21 protein-coding genes are annotated in these 14,686 nt (G+C 65.9%); 5 read left to right on the top strand and 16 right to left on the bottom strand.

Features of this window, described 5'->3' with window-relative positions; translation table 11 throughout:
- Positions 1-432 precede the first annotated feature (432 nt).
- The 5 genes from ACFPMG_RS11135 to ACFPMG_RS11115 form a co-directional block, all read right to left on the bottom strand.
- The gene (locus ACFPMG_RS11135; RefSeq protein ID WP_376995194.1) at positions 433-630 is read right to left on the bottom strand and encodes a hypothetical protein; all 198 of its coding nucleotides are present in this window, start codon (positions 628-630) and stop codon (positions 433-435) included.
- Positions 627-959, bottom strand: coding sequence for a hypothetical protein (locus ACFPMG_RS11130; protein ID WP_376995193.1), 333 nt, complete (start codon positions 957-959; stop codon positions 627-629). Before ACFPMG_RS11130 ends, ACFPMG_RS11135 begins: the two co-directional genes overlap by 4 nt.
- A gap of 155 nt (positions 960-1,114) precedes the next feature.
- Entirely contained in the window at positions 1,115-1,333 is a 219-nt protein-coding gene (locus ACFPMG_RS11125) for a hypothetical protein (protein ID WP_376995192.1), read from the bottom strand.
- A gap of 56 nt (positions 1,334-1,389) precedes the next feature.
- Positions 1,390-1,809 carry a CBS domain-containing protein gene (locus tag ACFPMG_RS11120; RefSeq protein WP_376995191.1) on the bottom strand — a complete coding sequence of 140 codons (420 nt, stop codon included), beginning with the start codon at positions 1,807-1,809 and terminating at the stop codon, positions 1,390-1,392.
- Entirely contained in the window at positions 1,772-2,068 is a 297-nt protein-coding gene (locus tag ACFPMG_RS11115; RefSeq protein WP_376995190.1) for a hypothetical protein, read from the bottom strand. Before ACFPMG_RS11115 ends, ACFPMG_RS11120 begins: the two co-directional genes overlap by 38 nt.
- Positions 2,069-2,382: 314 nt before the next feature.
- Here ACFPMG_RS11115 and ACFPMG_RS11110 point away from each other — a divergent pair, with 314 nt between their 5' ends.
- Both ACFPMG_RS11110 and ACFPMG_RS11105 read left to right on the top strand, forming a co-directional pair.
- Positions 2,383-2,595, top strand: coding sequence for a hypothetical protein (locus tag ACFPMG_RS11110; protein ID WP_376995189.1), 213 nt, complete (start codon positions 2,383-2,385; stop codon positions 2,593-2,595).
- 405 nt (positions 2,596-3,000) lie between these two features.
- Entirely contained in the window at positions 3,001-3,243 is a 243-nt protein-coding gene (locus ACFPMG_RS11105; protein ID WP_376995188.1) for a hypothetical protein, read from the top strand.
- Between the two features lie 45 nt (positions 3,244-3,288).
- Here ACFPMG_RS11105 and ACFPMG_RS11100 read toward each other — a convergent pair whose 3' ends face one another.
- Together ACFPMG_RS11100 and ACFPMG_RS11095 are read right to left on the bottom strand one after the other, a co-directional pair.
- Positions 3,289-3,609 (bottom strand): hypothetical protein, encoded by a 321-nt coding sequence (locus ACFPMG_RS11100; protein WP_376995187.1) that lies wholly within the window; start codon positions 3,607-3,609, stop codon positions 3,289-3,291.
- A 113-nt stretch (positions 3,610-3,722) separates the two neighbouring features.
- Entirely contained in the window at positions 3,723-3,860 is a 138-nt protein-coding gene (locus tag ACFPMG_RS11095; protein ID WP_376995186.1) for a hypothetical protein, read from the bottom strand.
- A gap of 205 nt (positions 3,861-4,065) precedes the next feature.
- Here ACFPMG_RS11095 and ACFPMG_RS11090 point away from each other — a divergent pair, with 205 nt between their 5' ends.
- Both ACFPMG_RS11090 and ACFPMG_RS11085 read left to right on the top strand, forming a co-directional pair.
- On the top strand, positions 4,066-5,901 hold the full coding sequence (locus ACFPMG_RS11090) for a cation:proton antiporter domain-containing protein (RefSeq protein WP_376995185.1): 1,836 nt from the start codon (positions 4,066-4,068) through the stop codon (positions 5,899-5,901).
- A 262-nt stretch (positions 5,902-6,163) separates the two neighbouring features.
- Complete coding sequence (locus ACFPMG_RS11085) at positions 6,164-6,574, top strand: hypothetical protein (protein WP_376995184.1); 411 nt, start codon at positions 6,164-6,166, stop codon at positions 6,572-6,574.
- 47 nt (positions 6,575-6,621) lie between these two features.
- On the opposite strand, the gene ACFPMG_RS11080 is transcribed toward ACFPMG_RS11085, so the two are convergent.
- Both ACFPMG_RS11080 and ACFPMG_RS11075 read right to left on the bottom strand, forming a co-directional pair.
- On the bottom strand, positions 6,622-8,517 hold the full coding sequence (locus ACFPMG_RS11080) for a PHA/PHB synthase family protein (protein WP_376995183.1): 1,896 nt from the start codon (positions 8,515-8,517) through the stop codon (positions 6,622-6,624).
- Between the two features lie 281 nt (positions 8,518-8,798).
- Entirely contained in the window at positions 8,799-8,954 is a 156-nt protein-coding gene (locus ACFPMG_RS11075) for a hypothetical protein (RefSeq protein ID WP_376995182.1), read from the bottom strand.
- 79 nt (positions 8,955-9,033) lie between these two features.
- Between ACFPMG_RS11075 and ACFPMG_RS11070 the strand changes: the two genes are divergently transcribed.
- Complete coding sequence (locus ACFPMG_RS11070; protein ID WP_376995181.1) at positions 9,034-9,633, top strand: exopolysaccharide biosynthesis protein; 600 nt, start codon at positions 9,034-9,036, stop codon at positions 9,631-9,633.
- 49 nt (positions 9,634-9,682) lie between these two features.
- Here the strand turns inward: ACFPMG_RS11070 and ACFPMG_RS11065 are convergent, their stop codons facing one another.
- The 7 genes from ACFPMG_RS11065 to ACFPMG_RS11035 form a co-directional block, all read right to left on the bottom strand.
- On the bottom strand, positions 9,683-9,919 hold the full coding sequence (locus ACFPMG_RS11065; RefSeq protein WP_376995180.1) for a hypothetical protein: 237 nt from the start codon (positions 9,917-9,919) through the stop codon (positions 9,683-9,685).
- A 248-nt stretch (positions 9,920-10,167) separates the two neighbouring features.
- Complete coding sequence (locus tag ACFPMG_RS11060; protein ID WP_376995179.1) at positions 10,168-10,899, bottom strand: YsnF/AvaK domain-containing protein; 732 nt, start codon at positions 10,897-10,899, stop codon at positions 10,168-10,170.
- A gap of 37 nt (positions 10,900-10,936) precedes the next feature.
- Positions 10,937-11,323: a DUF2382 domain-containing protein gene (locus tag ACFPMG_RS11055; RefSeq protein ID WP_376995178.1), complete on the bottom strand. Its 387-nt coding sequence runs from the start codon at positions 11,321-11,323 to the stop codon at positions 10,937-10,939.
- A 92-nt stretch (positions 11,324-11,415) separates the two neighbouring features.
- Entirely contained in the window at positions 11,416-12,009 is a 594-nt protein-coding gene (locus ACFPMG_RS11050) for a phasin family protein (protein WP_376995177.1), read from the bottom strand.
- 373 nt (positions 12,010-12,382) lie between these two features.
- Positions 12,383-13,312, bottom strand: a complete 930-nt coding sequence (locus ACFPMG_RS11045) for a hypothetical protein (protein WP_376995176.1) — start codon at positions 13,310-13,312, stop codon at positions 12,383-12,385.
- A 78-nt stretch (positions 13,313-13,390) separates the two neighbouring features.
- Positions 13,391-14,218: a YsnF/AvaK domain-containing protein gene (locus ACFPMG_RS11040; protein ID WP_376995175.1), complete on the bottom strand. Its 828-nt coding sequence runs from the start codon at positions 14,216-14,218 to the stop codon at positions 13,391-13,393.
- 43 nt (positions 14,219-14,261) lie between these two features.
- Positions 14,262-14,675 carry a DUF2382 domain-containing protein gene (locus ACFPMG_RS11035; protein WP_376995174.1) on the bottom strand — a complete coding sequence of 138 codons (414 nt, stop codon included), beginning with the start codon at positions 14,673-14,675 and terminating at the stop codon, positions 14,262-14,264.
- Positions 14,676-14,686 lie beyond the last annotated feature (11 nt).

The raw sequence follows: 14,686 nt of genomic DNA, 5'->3' as shown, positions 1-14,686 counted from the left end.
CCCAGACCAACCGCCTCCTCGCCCGCCTGCAAAACCTCGGCTATGCCGTCCAGATCACACCTCTGGCAGCATGACCGTCTCAGCCAAGTTTCTTTCTAGAGACGACGGAAATGCGTGGCACCGGCGTGGCGGCAACCGCCCTGGCGAAGATTCCCCCTGCCGCTGCACCGCGTCCACCTGCCGCTCCGCGTCGGAGCGCTCTGGTGCGCCGGGCAGGTTTGGACGGAATCGGTTCATGAGCGGCAGCGTGGCACAGACCACATCGAACGGTGAAGCCCAATTCCAACCGGTCGCGCGGTTCTCAACGGCATGTCCGACCGCCAGCTGACGGCCAGGATGTCACCTGTGGCGCGATCGGTGCCTCCACCACGGCGCGGGCACCGATGGCTGGCGGCAGCCGGGCCGGAGAAACGGACATGGGTTCGCTCCGCTCTACGGAACGTTCGGGAATGCAAGCCGCTCACGCACTCGGGATGCGATGCGCTCGTCGGTCACCGGCGGGCCATATCCGGCAAGTGCGGCGCGCATCATGTCGTTCACGCCGTCGCCGAGCCGTCGCGCCCAGAGCGCAACGTCGAAGGTGCAGCCGAACATCGTCTGGTAACGCCCCAGAAGTTCGCGGTCGATCATGGAACTCCTCCCGGTTCAGGCCGCCTCGGCGCCAGCACCGCCGGACGAGGCCGCTTGGGACGCGGTTCCGGCGCCACGATCCGCAGATGCTCCACCCAGCATGGGGGGTAGCCGTCAGTCCCGAAGGACCAGACGGTCCGCTCAGTGCCGTCCGCGGCGCGCAGCGACACGCGGGCGTCATGACCGTCCTTGCCGGCTTGATGCGCGGCCTGCACGGCGGCGGTCAGAGCGCTGCTCCGTCCGCTCGGGAAGGGACCGTACCGGTTCTTCTCGAGAAGAATGAACCAGCCGGTTCCACGTTGCGCGACGAGATAGTGCGCGTGCCCCATGCCTCAGCCCTCCCGCCGGTCCGGCAGGCGCCCGCCCATCAGCCCGGTCGTGGCCCACAGGCCGGCGCCATGCGGCCAATGGCGGTGAGTAGCCAAGTGGTCTGGACTGTGGAAACGCCGCGGCATGGACTGCTTTTCCGGGTGTGTGGCTGGCTTCAGGAAGCACGCGCCCGGCCGGTCTCAGTGAATCGGGTCAGTTGCGCGCCGTGCCGCAGGGCTTCCAGGCCCGAAGGCGACAAGGTCGGAGGACGCCTGGGGGTAACCGGCGCCAGCCCATGCCAGCGTCGTTCGGCGGCAGCCCAGCGAAGGCGCTCACGCAGGGCGTCGGCACCCTCGGGCGCAGAGCCCGCGAAGGCCACGAAGCGGGTGTCCATGATCATCCTCCTTCGGTTCGGGAGCGCGCCGTGTACCGCGGCGGTCCGGTTGGGGATCACCCGAGCCGTTCCCAGCATCGGCGTTCGGCTTCCAACTCGGTCTTTTCCGCCCCGGCGAAATCGACGCGTGAAATCAGCCCGACGACACGCCCGTCATGGATGACCGGCAGGTGCCGGTACCCCCCGTCCTCCATCATCTGCAGCCCTGTGAGCGCGAGGTCCGTGGCGGGGATCGTGTCCGGATGCCGGGTCATCACCTCGGCCACGGTGACACGTTCCGCATCCCGCCGCTCGGCGACGACGCGGCGAACCACGTCCTGCTCCGTAAGGATGCCGTCCAATCGGCCATCGGTCATGGCGAGCACCACGCACTGCTGCCGCTCCTTCATCGCCACCGCCGCGGCTTGGACCGTGGCCGAGGAGGGAAGGATCACCGCGTCAGTGGCGGGCATCGCTTCGAAGATGCGGCGTGGCATGGCGGGACTCCTCCATGATGGTTGGTGGACAGGCGTCGCGGCCATAGGTCCATTGGATTTCGTACGGACGGTCCAGCGCCGGCCGCGTCAGCACGACGCTGGCAAAGCCGAGACGGCCGGCCGCTTGAGCCTCCCGCGTCGCGCGGACGACCGCGGCGGCGAAACTGCCGCACAAGGGGTAGATGAACCCATCGGCCCGTACGGTCCAGCCGGCCTGGGTTTCGATGACGAAGAACGCGAGTCTCGTTTTTTCAAGCATGCCGATGCTCCGCTTCGGGCAGCAAGTCCGCACGCCCGGACAATCACGAGCGGCTCCTGTCCTTGTTTCCCGACGGCGATCCTCGGCTCTGACGGGCCGTTGCTGGACAATCCCTTATGACGTCTGGGACTGGAGGCGATCCCCAAGATCATCTCCCGAATGGGCATGCCCCCGGCGGATCTGCCGGCAATTTCTTGGCGCACCCTGAAGGGGTCCAAGTGAACATGGGGCGATTCATTCAAGTTTCCAGGAAAAATACAGAATATTCCGCCTGAAGGTAATGAAAAGAACTTTATTGCATTGGAAGCGGCGCGATGGCATTGGCCCCGCCATGGGGTGACGACATAGAGCGGGCAAAAATCCACGCCAAGCCGATAAAACCAGAATATCGCGGAGACGGTCCGGCGAACGCATCGCTGGCGGCCTTATCGGGCCGGCAGAAGATTGTCATTGCGGGCAACCCATTTGGCTTATTTGTGCAGGGCGACCGAATCAGAAATTGTATTCTCTTGTGGAAAAATCTCTAAATGCCCTGTCCAAAATGGCCGATGCAATGATTTCGGTTTCGATCCCTCGTCCTTCTGCGGTTCATGGGTCCATATGTCGAAATCGCCACGGCGCAAAACCTATCTCAGCGCCATTTCTTCCATAGTCCACACCCTTTCATAGTCCCCACCGCGATCCTTTGATCGGCCTTGATGGGCGGTGCAATGGCAATGAGGACGTCGCCGCGGCATACCCAATTCGGTCTGCCGAACACACGGAACATGACCATGAATCTTCAAACGCCCACACCTCCCAGCTTCACAGCCTTCCGGAGCACCGCAATGGAGTACTTCGTGCCGCCGCTGGTGATCCCGGTTGCCGTCGTGCTGGCGGTCGTACTCTTCGTCTTGATTCATGGGCCTGTGGCGTGAACCGGAGGCTTTGCCATGCTCAAGAACGTCGAGAGGAAGGCCTTCGAACGGTGCGTTGCCCACGTCACGCTTCGCCCGGACGATTTCAAAATGAAGGACCTCGTCGAGGCTCATGTCGTCAGGGGCGGCACGGTCCAATTCCACAACATCACGGTGACCTATGTGCCGACCCGAACCTCCCGGGTCTATCGGTCATCGCTCCCCTCCGCCTGGTGCGGACAGTTCAGAAAGGATCTGAACGATGGGGTGTTCTACTGATCTGGCAATCGGCTGGCAATGCCCCCCGAAGCTGAAGCTTCCGTGTCACTCCCGGCGTTCGAGCGTGCGGCGTTCTAGCGTGCCTTGGCGGCGGCCTTCGCTGTCCCGGACAACCAGTTCGCCTTCGGCAAAGCCGCGCTCGACACTGCCGATGTGGCGCCCGGCGTTGTCGCGCAACACGTGGCTCCCCTTGACATCCTCCTCGATACGCCCGACGGGCCGGTCACCACGGTCACGGACGACACCAGCGGCATCGACGTGATTGCCGGGATCGAAGAGATGCGTCGGATTGCGCTCACCGGCTGCGGCGGCAGAGGCGACACCAATGGCCAACGAAAGAAGTAGGGCAATGACGGCGGGCTTCATGGCGTCCTCAAGGGCAACGTTCGAGCCGTAGCCCTGCCTTATGTGGCGCTCTACCCTCCATCTTGCGAGGGTGCGCGCCTGCCCCCACACATTTTGTCCACGGCCCGACGGCGTCAGTTCTGATTGGCGTGAAGATCGATCACGTACCGATTCAGGCACTCAGCCAGTTGCTCCGCCTCAGCGAAGGGCAGACCACGCTGAACCGCCTCACCGGCCAGTTCGCCGTTCACAACCGTGGTGTCGATGACCATCCAGCCATCGAAATCAAAGCGAAGCCCGTATTCTATCATCATCCAATGGACATGGAGACGCGCGAGGGCACACGCGAAGGCGCAGACGAACACCTGCCGTCAGTACTGACACGCATCGCACTGACCAGTCGCCGGGCAACCACCATATCTGACGGAGCCGGCCCCATCGCGGGATTCTTCCGCCCGGGACCGGACAAGGATCCTCATGCCACACGAGACGACGCTCATCGCCACCATCGTCGTGGGCCTGGTTCTCGCCTTCCTGGGCGGCCTTCTCGCCAGCAAGCTCCGGCTGCCTCCCCTCGTTGGCTATCTGCTGGCCGGCGTCGCGGCCGGCCCCTTCACGCCCGGCTTCGTTGCCGACGAGGGGCTCGCATCCCAGCTTGCCGAGATCGGCGTCATTCTCCTGATGTTCGGTGTCGGCCTCCATTTCTCGATCAAGGATCTGCTCGCCGTCCGCGCCATCGCGATTCCCGGTGCCCTCGGCCAGATCGTGATGGCGACGGCGCTCGGCGTCGGCGTCGCGCACATCTGGGGTTGGACGTTCGGCGCGGGTCTGGTGTTCGGCTTGGCGCTCTCGGTTGCCAGCACCGTGGTGCTGCTGCGCGCGCTTGAGGAGCGCAACATCCTCGATTCGGCAAACGGACGGATCGCCGTCGGCTGGCTCATCGTCGAGGATCTCGCCATGGTGCTGGCGCTGGTGCTGTTGCCGGCCCTGGCGGGAGCGCTCGGTGGCACGCCGCGCGGCGTGGCGGGCGAAACCGGCGGCAGCGGCTTGGCCATGACGCTGGCGCTGACGCTGGGCAAGGTCGGGGTGTTCCTGGCCCTCGTGCTGGTGGTCGGCACGCGCGCGATCCCGTGGCTTCTGATGCAGGTCGCCCGGACCGGCTCGCGCGAGCTGTTCACGCTCTCGGTGCTCGCGACCGCGCTCGGCATCGCCTTCGGCTCGGCCGAGCTGTTCGGCGTCTCCTTCGCTCTCGGGGCCTTCTTCGCCGGCGTCGTCCTGAGCGAAAGCGACTTCAGCCATCAGGCCGCGGCCGACGCGCTGCCGCTTCAGGACGCCTTCGCGGTGCTGTTCTTCGTCTCGGTCGGCATGCTGTTCGACCCGATGATCCTGCTCCGCGAGCCGTTCGCCGTGCTCGCCGTCGTCCTGGTCATCGTCCTCGGCAAAACACTGGCGGCGTTCGGGATCGTGCTGGCGTTCGGCTATCCGGCATCGACCGCGCTCACCGTGTCGGCGAGTCTGGCGCAGGTCGGCGAGTTCTCGTTCATCCTGACCGGACTCGGGGTGACGCTCGGGCTCCTGCCGCCGGAGGGACGCGACTTGATCCTCGCGGGCGCGCTGCTCTCGATCACGCTCAATCCGTTGGTGTTCGTCGGTCTCGACCGTCTCTCCGGCTGGCTGCGGCGGAGGCCGGGCATGCTGGGCCGGCTCGAACGCCGCAGAACCGACAGCCTGTCTGTGCTGCCTCCGACCCACGAAGGCCCGCGGAATCATGCGGTCATCGTCGGTTACGGACGGGTCGGCAGCGTCGTCGGCAAGGGCCTGAAGAGTCAGAATCTGCCCATCGTGGTCATCGACCAGAACCGCCGACGGGTCGAGGCGTTGCGTGAACGCGGCGTGCCGGCGGTCTATGGGGACGCGACGACACCGGGCGTGCTGGAGGCCGCCGGCACCCGGCGGGCGCGGCTGATCGTCGTCGCCACACCCCAGGGCTATCAGACACGGCGCGTTCTCGATCTCGCGCGCCGGATCAACCCCTCCATCGATACGGCGGTGCGGACCCACAGCGAGGCGGAGGTCGCCCATCTGGAGAGGCAAGGCGTGGGCTTGGCGATCATGGGTGAGCGCGAGCTCGCTTTCGGACTGATGGACTATGCCCTGCGCAGCCTCGGCTCCTCGGGCGACAGAGCGCGGGATGTTGTCCAAGAGGTTCGGATTGCAGGCGAAGGCGGCGTCTACGAGCGACGACACAGCGAGCCTTGGCGTGGGGCGCCGGAACTGCGCCAGCACCGCGACGAGGCGCCGCCACCCGACTGACATGCACCTTCCCACAGCCATCCGGTAAGAAACCGAACCTGCGGTGGCGGCACGCGAGAAGGAAAACCCGGAGCTTTGAATTTCTCAGCGACTGAAAATAAGCACGGCACCCTTCAATCAATAAAATAAACCTTATAAAAAATCCCGAGCACAAGATTTCTTCAAAACTCCATCATTTAATGCACCCCATCAGCGCGACGCTGATTTTCCCAATCGATCGCCATATATAGGAATAGAACATGGAATTTTGTGGAAGGTCGATATGCCGTTACGCCCTGAATATACCCTGCACCAATCCGACTTGACCGAGTTCCTATGCGCCCCGCTCTGGGAGGAGGAGAACGGAAGCCCACTCAGCGTTCTCTCCGCCCTGGCGCGGCTCGGCATCGACCCCTGGGCCGAGGCGGCCCGCTTGGCGGCGCTGCCGAGGGGCGCCGCGGCGTCGGCGCTCGCCGTCATCCTCCGCCGGCTTCCAGCGCAACAGCCTGAAGCCCCGGATGCCCTTGCGGCGGCGGATCGTTTGGTGAAGCTCCTGCCGGAAGGAGGGTCCGCTACGGCTCCGAACGGCGAAGTCGTCGACCGGAGCCGCCGCACGGGTATCGTCAACCCCTGGTTTTTTCTTCTGCTCATGGCGGCACTGATCGCCTGGGGGATGAACAGCTTCTTGTCCTGACCACCCCCTGCGGAGACGCGGGGTGGAGGTGGGGCAGCGCTGCAGGATTACTTTTCCAGAACATAGGCGCCAGGCGCGTCGGCGAGCGCGGGATGCGTCGCACTGCCCAGTGCCGGCGGCTTTCCTTTTCGACCCGACCGTTCGGCCAGCCATGCCGTCCAGTCCGTCCACCAACTGCCGCTGTGCGCGGCGGCCTTCCCGCGCCACGCCTGCGCGGTCGCGCCGGGCTCTCCGGCGCCGTCGGTCCAATAGGTCCCCTTGCCGCCGGGCGGGTTGATGATCCCGGCGATGTGACCGCTGGACGCCAGCACGTAGCGCACCTTGCTCCCCTTGAGCAGCTGGGTGACGCGCCACGCGGCGTCCCAGGGCACGATGTGGTCCTTCTCCGCGCCGACCGCATAGACCTCCTGCGGAATGCGCCCGAGGTCGATGGCCTCGCCCTTGAGCCTGACCTTGCCCGGAACGATCAGGTTGTTCTCGACATAGGTGTTGCGCAGGTACCAGCTGTGCGCCGCCCGCGCCATGCGGGTGCCGTCGCTGTTCCAGTACAGAAGATCGAAGGCCGGGGGCTTGTTGCCCATCAGGTAGTTGTTGACGACGTTCGACCAGATCAGATCGTTGGAACGCAGGAGGTTGAACATGTTGCCCATCTCCCGGCTGTCGAGATAGCCGCGCTCCATCATCTGCTGTTCGATGAAGTCCACCGTCGGCTCGCCCAGGAACACCGCGGTGTCGCCGACATGGGAGAAATCCTGGAGCGACACCATGAAGGTGGCGGCGTTGAACCGGGTGTCGCCCTTCGCCGCCAGCCAGGCGAGCGTGATGGCGAGCAGCGTGCCGCCGATGCAGTAGCCCATCACGTTGATGGAGGTGGCCCCGGTGATGTCGCGCACCACGTCGGCGGCCTCCAGCGGGCCGAGGTCCATGTAGTCGTCGAAGCCGACGCCGTCCATCGAGGCGTCCGGGTTCTTCCACGAGATCACGAACACCGTGAAGCCCTGCTCGACCAGATGGCGCACCATCGAGTTCTTCGGCTGCAGGTCGAGGATGTAGTACTTGTTGATCCACGGCGGCAGGATGAGCAGCGGCACCGCATGCACCGCCCCGCCCGCCGGCTGGTACTGGATCAGCTCGATCAGCCGGTTGCGGTGGACCACCTTGCCGGGCGTCGTCGCCAGATTGCGCCCCGGCTCGAAGGCGGTGGCGTCCACCATGCTGAGACGGCCTTCCCTCAGGTCCGAGAGCAGGTTGCGCGCCCCGTCCGCCAGGCTGACGCCACCGGTTTCCAACACCCGGCGCAAGGCGGCGGGGTTGGAGAACAGCAAAAGCGTCGGGCTCATGGCGTCAACGAACTGGCGGAGATGGAAGGTCAGCCGCCGCCGCTCGGCATCGTCGAGGCCGTCGGCGCGCTCGCCCTGCTCCAGCAGCCAGTCGGAGGCCAGCAGGTACATCTCCTTGAGCGTGCGGTAGGCCGGGTTGGCGTGCCATTCCGGCGCGGCGAAGCGCTTGTCGCCATCGGGCGCCGAACCGGACCTGGACCCGTCCGCCACCTTGCCGCCGGCCATGCCCCACCAGCGGCGGCCCGCGTCGTTCCAGGCCTCCATCGCGGACGTCCAGACGGCCGCCTGGACATCGGCGGCCTTGCGGACGGCCTTGTCCGGACGGCTGAGCGACAGCATCCACACGGTCCGGAGCGCGCGGGCGACTTCCGCCCAGTCGACCGGCACGATGGTGCGGAAGGGATTGGCGCTCCATAGGCCGTCGATGGACCGGAGCACCGGGTCGTTGGCCAGGACGTCGTTGAGCCGCCGGGTTCCGGCGTCCAGCAGGGTGCCGGTGAGATCGTTGGGCGAAACCTGCCACCATGGCCTGACGGCTCCGCTCCAATCGCGGACGGCACCGACATTGGCCTCCATCCAGGATGTCCAGAGCCCCAGGGCCATGTCAGGCCTCAAGGGCAGCCGATCCGGATCGCCATCCATCCCGGCCTGTCGATTTGCGGCTGCATCATCTCCAGCGGCTTGGTGCCGCTGGCGGCGGTTTTCCGTGCCTCTATCGGTGCCCATGGGAGAAGCCCCTCTTTCGTTCGTCCCATCCGGCAGTGGCTGGCCGACCGTGGCGGGCGATCAGGATTCGATCGGCTCCGGAGACGGTCGATGAGGACGTACCCCGGCATCAACATCGCGGGTGGTCTTTCGTTCTGTCCAACACCAGGTGAGACCCATCACGGACTGGAGAGCATCCACGCCACCACGGCGGCGATGCCGACGAGAACGCCGCCCAGCCCAGCCTCGCTGAGACGGTCGCGCCGGTATAGGGCGACGGAAACCGCGATGACCGAGGCGGCGGCGATGAACAGGCCCACTTGCGACTGGCTCATGTCATCTCCCCCATGCGTTTCACCCTTCCGAGCCGACCGTCCGCCCCCATCTCCCGATGGCTCAACAGTCTGAGGGGGCATGGTCATGATCACGCGTGCGCCCACGTCCGTGATGCTGAACGGGATTCTCGGCGAAGCACCCGCGGAGCATGTGACGCTGAACTGGCTCGCCGGTAGGCTCGGTCATCGTTCTTTCGGGATCATCCTCCTTCTCCTGGCGCTTCTTGGCGTGCTTCCGGGCGTATCGGCCATGGCCGGCGTGCTGCTCACGATCGTTGCGTTCCAAATGATCCTGGATCGCCCCGGTCCTGCGTTCCCCCGCCGCATCGCCACCCATCATGTCGAGACCCGCCGGTTGGCCGCGATCATTCGCCGAGCCGTTCCGGTGCTGCGCTACCTGGAGCGGTTCATCCGCCCGCGCTGGGCCACCCCGTTCACGGCAACCAAGCGGGTGGTTGGCGGTGTCGTTCTGTTGCTTGGCGCGAGCCTCCTCGTTCCCGTACCCTTGAGCAACCTTCCCCCGGCGCTGCTCATTGTCCTGATCGCCTTCGCCTATCTGGAGGAGGACGGCGCGCTGCTCTGCGTCGCGCTGGTCGGAACCCTCCTTCTCTCCGTGCTCGCCGCGGGGGCGGCCTGGCAGGCCATGAGCGCCGCCGGTTGGCTGCCGAGCGTGGTGTAGAAGTTCCCTGCTCCCGACCGGGCCGAAGGATCATGCCCGCGGCACCATTCTATGGGGTGGCCGCGTCGGCCTGCTCGGCTCGCTCCAGGTCCAGGGGATCGATCGTGGCGGCCTGGGCGAGGGTCGTGCCGCCGGCGCGCACCGGCAGCAGGATCACCGTCGCGACACGCCGGTACACCGGAAAGGACAGGCCATCGACCAGTTCCTCATCGGTTTCGACCGTGTAGGTTCCCGCCGGCTGCACACCGTCGATCCCGGTCAACATGAAGGGGTGCGAGAACGTCACCGTTCTGCTGCTGGTGCGTGAAAGCAATGAATCTCTCCTCAGGCCCGGTCGACGTGATGCGAAGCGGGAGGTGAAGCGGGCCAACCTTCCGGCACGGCCGCATTCCATGACCCGTCGTCGTCCACCCTGGCCCGTCGATCGCCGGAGGGAGCCGCCCCAAGGCGCCTGCCCCTTTTCGGGGAGCAGGCGCGTTCGCTGGCAACGGTCGGCGCTCTCGGGGCCGGCGCTCTCGGGGCCGGCGCTTGGGGTCAGCGCTTGTTGGCGCCGGGGCGGTCGCCGGTGGGCTTGACCTTGACATCGGTGCGTCGCGCCGAGGCTTCCACGGTCTTGTCGCGCTCGGTCGCCTTCTTGGACAGCACGACCTCCTCGACCACGCGCGCCTCCTTGGTCACCTCCGGCGTCTCGGAGGTGGCCGTCATCTCGACGGTCTTCTCCTCGAACGCGGTGTCCACCTCCTGGGCGCCGAGAGCCCGGTCGGCCTTGTGGCGCTCGACATCCACCTCTTCCTCGCGCAGCCGGACGGTCTCCCGAACCGGCGTCTCGGTCACTTCCGTCGTCACCTGCATCCCGCCCTTGCTGACGCGGCGCTTGCCGATCTCCACCTGCTCTTCGACCACGGGAACGGACTCTTCCTCCACGTTCGCGCCGTTGTCCGCCTTCGCCGGCTTTTTCGGCTGATGCGAGGATTCGGGCAGGTCGATGGCGCCGTTCTCGTCAAGAATGGCTTCCGCGGCATCCGCGTCCTGATCGGCGATGTCGGCCGCCACCAGGGTGTGGCCCTGCTTGATCGCGGCGGCGTACCGCTGCGCGACGTCCTTGGTGAAGCCGTGGCCCAGCAACTCCTGCGTCGCCTTGTCGGCGTTGCCGGCTCCGTCGAAGGTGTCGATGTCCTTCTCCTGGCAACCAGCCGCAACGAGGGCCTCGAAGGCCTTCTTGGCGGCGCGCGGCTCCTTGTACAGTCCTACGACGATCGTGCTCATGATGTTCTCCGTTGAATTCAAATGACGGTGAGGCCGGTCAGACCTCGGTGTCGGGCGGGGGGTGAACCCGTTCGACGATGATGTCCTGGCGGCGAACCTTGACCGCGTCTTCAATCCTGCGGGTTTCGGTGTGGCGGGTGATGCGCACCTCCTCCACCAGCTTCAGCCGCAGGTTCAGGGTCGCGACCTCTTCGACGACCGAGATGATGGTCGTGTCACCCTCCTGGCGGTCGGGGATCAGGTGATCGACGAACCGGTCGCACGGCACCCGCTCGATCTGGATCGTCTGCACCGACAGCTCGGCTTCGACCGGCTGTTCATGCTCGTGGGTGACGGTGTGAGCCTGAAGCGTTTCCGTGACCCGCTTGTGCTTGCGGATGGTCACCTGCTCCTCGACCACCGGAAGCGTGTGCTCTTCGTTCATGGGCGCCTTCACAGAGATCCTCCTGCCGCTGCGTGGGGTGGCATCGCCGTCTCCCGAACGATCGGCGGATGGTTGGACGGCTGCCGGGCGCGTCAGACCGAGCGCCGGTTCCGCTTGCAATCCGCCTCGTCTGCCGTATGGGCCGAGGCCCGGGCGATGCGGCCGTTGGCGTCGAAAAATGCTTGCAGCCCGCCAAGCAGGTACCGGTTCCCGGCGAGCAGGACATCGCTCGGGCTGCGCGCCCGGAGCATGTCGTTCATCATCTCGCTCTGGCGCTGGGCCGCTTGTTGCATGTACCGGACGATCTCGGAACACGCGGCCTCATAGCGCGAGGTCATGACGTTGCCGAACTCCATGGCCACCGTGAGGTTCTGTTCGGCAGGACGGGCGATGTTCTGGAGCGTGCGGCCGGCCAGTTCGCCACCGGCGGCGAATTGCTGGGCCGACCGCTCTGTTGCCCGTTCGACGGAGCCACGGCCGGCTTGTGCCGTCATTCCTTCGAAGGGCCGGCCTTCCAAAGGCCGGGCCGGCTGGTCGTGGGGTTGCTTGGCATCGGGCTTGCCGGACTTCGTCGCCCCCTCGTCGCTGGCGCTCCGGATGCTGTGGGTTTTGGGGCTTTCCGTCTTCGCGGCTGCCTCGTCGCTGGCGCTGCGGATCGTGTGAACCGGGGACGTGCCGTCGGCCATGTTGAACTCCAATGACTGATCGATGGTTGATTGGGGGCCAGGGAGCGGGTGGGCTCGACCTGTTGTGTCCTGCATCTATATTATGACGCATCGCACAATAACAAGTGTCTGTAAAAGGCATATACCAATCAGAACCTGAAATCCCGATACTGATAAAATACACGTCAACAGAATTACTAATAATTTCAGGGTGCGCGCCGCCTGAATTTTTTATTTTTCCATGACTATGCCGGACCGAAAGAAAATACGCGGGCCTTTCTTCTGGGCTGAGCGGAAAGAAGCCGGTCAAGAAAGAAGGGAGCCCGCCACGCGTCGCGATTTCGGGCTCCACACCGCCGTCGATGGCGGCGGTCAGTCATCATTGCCGGTCGGTTTATCGAACGACGCGCTGGGTCACCCGCAGCCGGCGCTGCACGGCCAGGGAGCCGCCGACCGCCGCGGCAACGGCGCCGAGCAGCAGGACGGCGAATCCGGCGAAGGAGGTCCGGGATGCGGCCGACGCGCTGGCGTCCGCCGTATCCTTGGCGGTCTGTACGGCCTTGTCGCGGGTCTGCTGCAGCTTGGCCTGACCGTTTTCGAAACGCTGGGCCGCTTCGTCGTGGCTGACCTTCATCTGGGCCGCCATGATGGTGATGATCCGCTCCTTGGCCGCCGCCGCCTCGCCGCCGCCACCCGCATAGGTGACCAGATCGGTCGCGATCACCTTCTGGGCGTCCTGCGGGCTCATCGTGGCCGGATCGGGGTTCGCCGGCTGCAGATACGCTTCGGCCTGCTGCCGAACCATATCGGGGGATACTCCTGCCGCTTGGGCAAGCGGCTTGGCCGCGTCGCCGAGCCCACTGCCCGCCGCCGAGGTCACACTGCCCAAGGCCGAGAAGCCGCCGCCGATGATCCCGCCGATGGCCGAGGACAGCAGCCAGAACGTCACGAGGGTGGCGATGCCCCAGGTGACCAGACCGTGCAGCACCCCGTCGAACCGGATCTCGACACCGGCCAACCAAGCCGCGACGTACCCGCCCACAGCAACGGCGAGGCAACTGCTGATGACCCACCAGATGCCCGCCCCGATGCCAAGGCTGCTGGCGCTCGGGGTGCTTCCCGCGTTTGTCGCAACCGTGCCCAGGCCGATGCCGGCGCCCAGCAGGCTGAGCACGAGCTGGATAGCGAGGGCCAGGATCACGCCCCCGAAGATCGCCGCCCATGAGATGCGGCGGTGGATGTGCGAGTGCCCCTCTGTCGTGGTGGTGGTTTCGAGCACGCCCGATCCGCGGAGCGGCGGGGCGGCATAGGTGTCCGTTGACATTGTGGTCGCTCCGAAAGAGCGCGTTCGAGGTCCCTGACGGCGCCCCGAACGCAGGTTGGCAGGGGAGCAGGTTTCGGATCAGGTTTTGGCGACGGGCGGAGCGGCCGGAATCTTCTCGATCTCGGCATCCTCTCGGCGCACGGTGTCCCGCACCGCCTCGACGCGCTCCGTCGCGTCCTTGCGCAGCACCACCTCTTCGGTGACGCGGGCGCTCTTTCCGACGACCGCCTCCTCGTCAACTTCGGTCATCTCGACCGTCTTCTCGGTGAAGTCCGCATCCGTGACCAGATGGTCGCCGGTCGCCGCGCGGCGCTCGACCGTCACCGTCTCGTCGCGCAGACTGACCTGCTCCTCGACCGGCGTTTCGACCACGAAGCGGCGAACACGGGTCGTGCCGCGATTCACCGCACGCTTGCCGACGTGCAACTGTTCTTCGGACAGCTGGATGCTGCCGCCGCCGTTGCCGCCCTGATTGGCAGCGGCCATTCCGGCGGCACCTTCCCGTGTGGCCGTAACCGGTGTGGCCGTAACCGGCGTCGTCGTGGTGCTCGTCGTTGTCCCCGACAGCCCGTAGCCCGAGGCCCGCTCATCGATGTCGACCGGACGGTGCATCTCCAGGATTTCGGTTACCATCGCGGTGTGCTGCCCCGGAGCCCTCACGGCCACGACGGTCGAGCCGCTTTCCACGCTGCGGTCATAGACGGCGGCGTCATGATCCGGGTCGCCGCCGAACAGACTGGCCCAGAAGCCCGTCTCCTGGGCAGGAGCCGCTGTGCCGGTTCCCGGTGCGTTGCGGGCGTGCCGGCTGATCGCATCCGCCGGAACGTTGGCCGCTTTGAGGTCACGCACGGCGGCATCGGCCTGGGTGTCCGTGTCGAAAATGGCGACGATGGTTTCGTCCGTCATGTCTGTCTCTCCTGGAAGGGTCGGGTTGGGCTTTCTCGGCCCGTCAGCCGGCATCGTCGCGCCGGTCCGGCGGAATGCGGCTGATGTCGGCGTCCTGGCGGCGCAGCGTCACCGTTTCCCGGTGACGCTCGGTGACGCGGACCCGCCGCATGTGGATTTCCTCGCGGAGGACGAGCCGGCGTTCGATGACGATGACGGCCTCCTCCTCCACGACCGGAATGATCGTGAGATCACCGTCCTTGCGGATGGGCGGCACGCGATCGACCACCCGGCCGATGGCCACGCGCTCGATGGCGACCCGCTCATGGGTCAGTTCCTCGTCCACCAGCCGCTCCTGTTCGCGGGTGGTGACGGCGACCCGAACCGTATCGCCAACGGTGTCGCGGCGTGTGACCACCACGTCCTCGGCGTGCAGAGGCACCACCGGGTCGCGGGGCGGGATTGGGGCGGACGACATGCAAGAGCCCT

The organism is Azospirillum himalayense (assembly GCF_042657465.1).
GTDB classification, from domain to species: domain Bacteria; phylum Pseudomonadota; class Alphaproteobacteria; order Azospirillales; family Azospirillaceae; genus Azospirillum; species Azospirillum himalayense.
The sequence above is the reverse complement of the archived record's forward strand: the minus strand, read 5'-3'. Positions and strand labels throughout refer to the sequence as shown.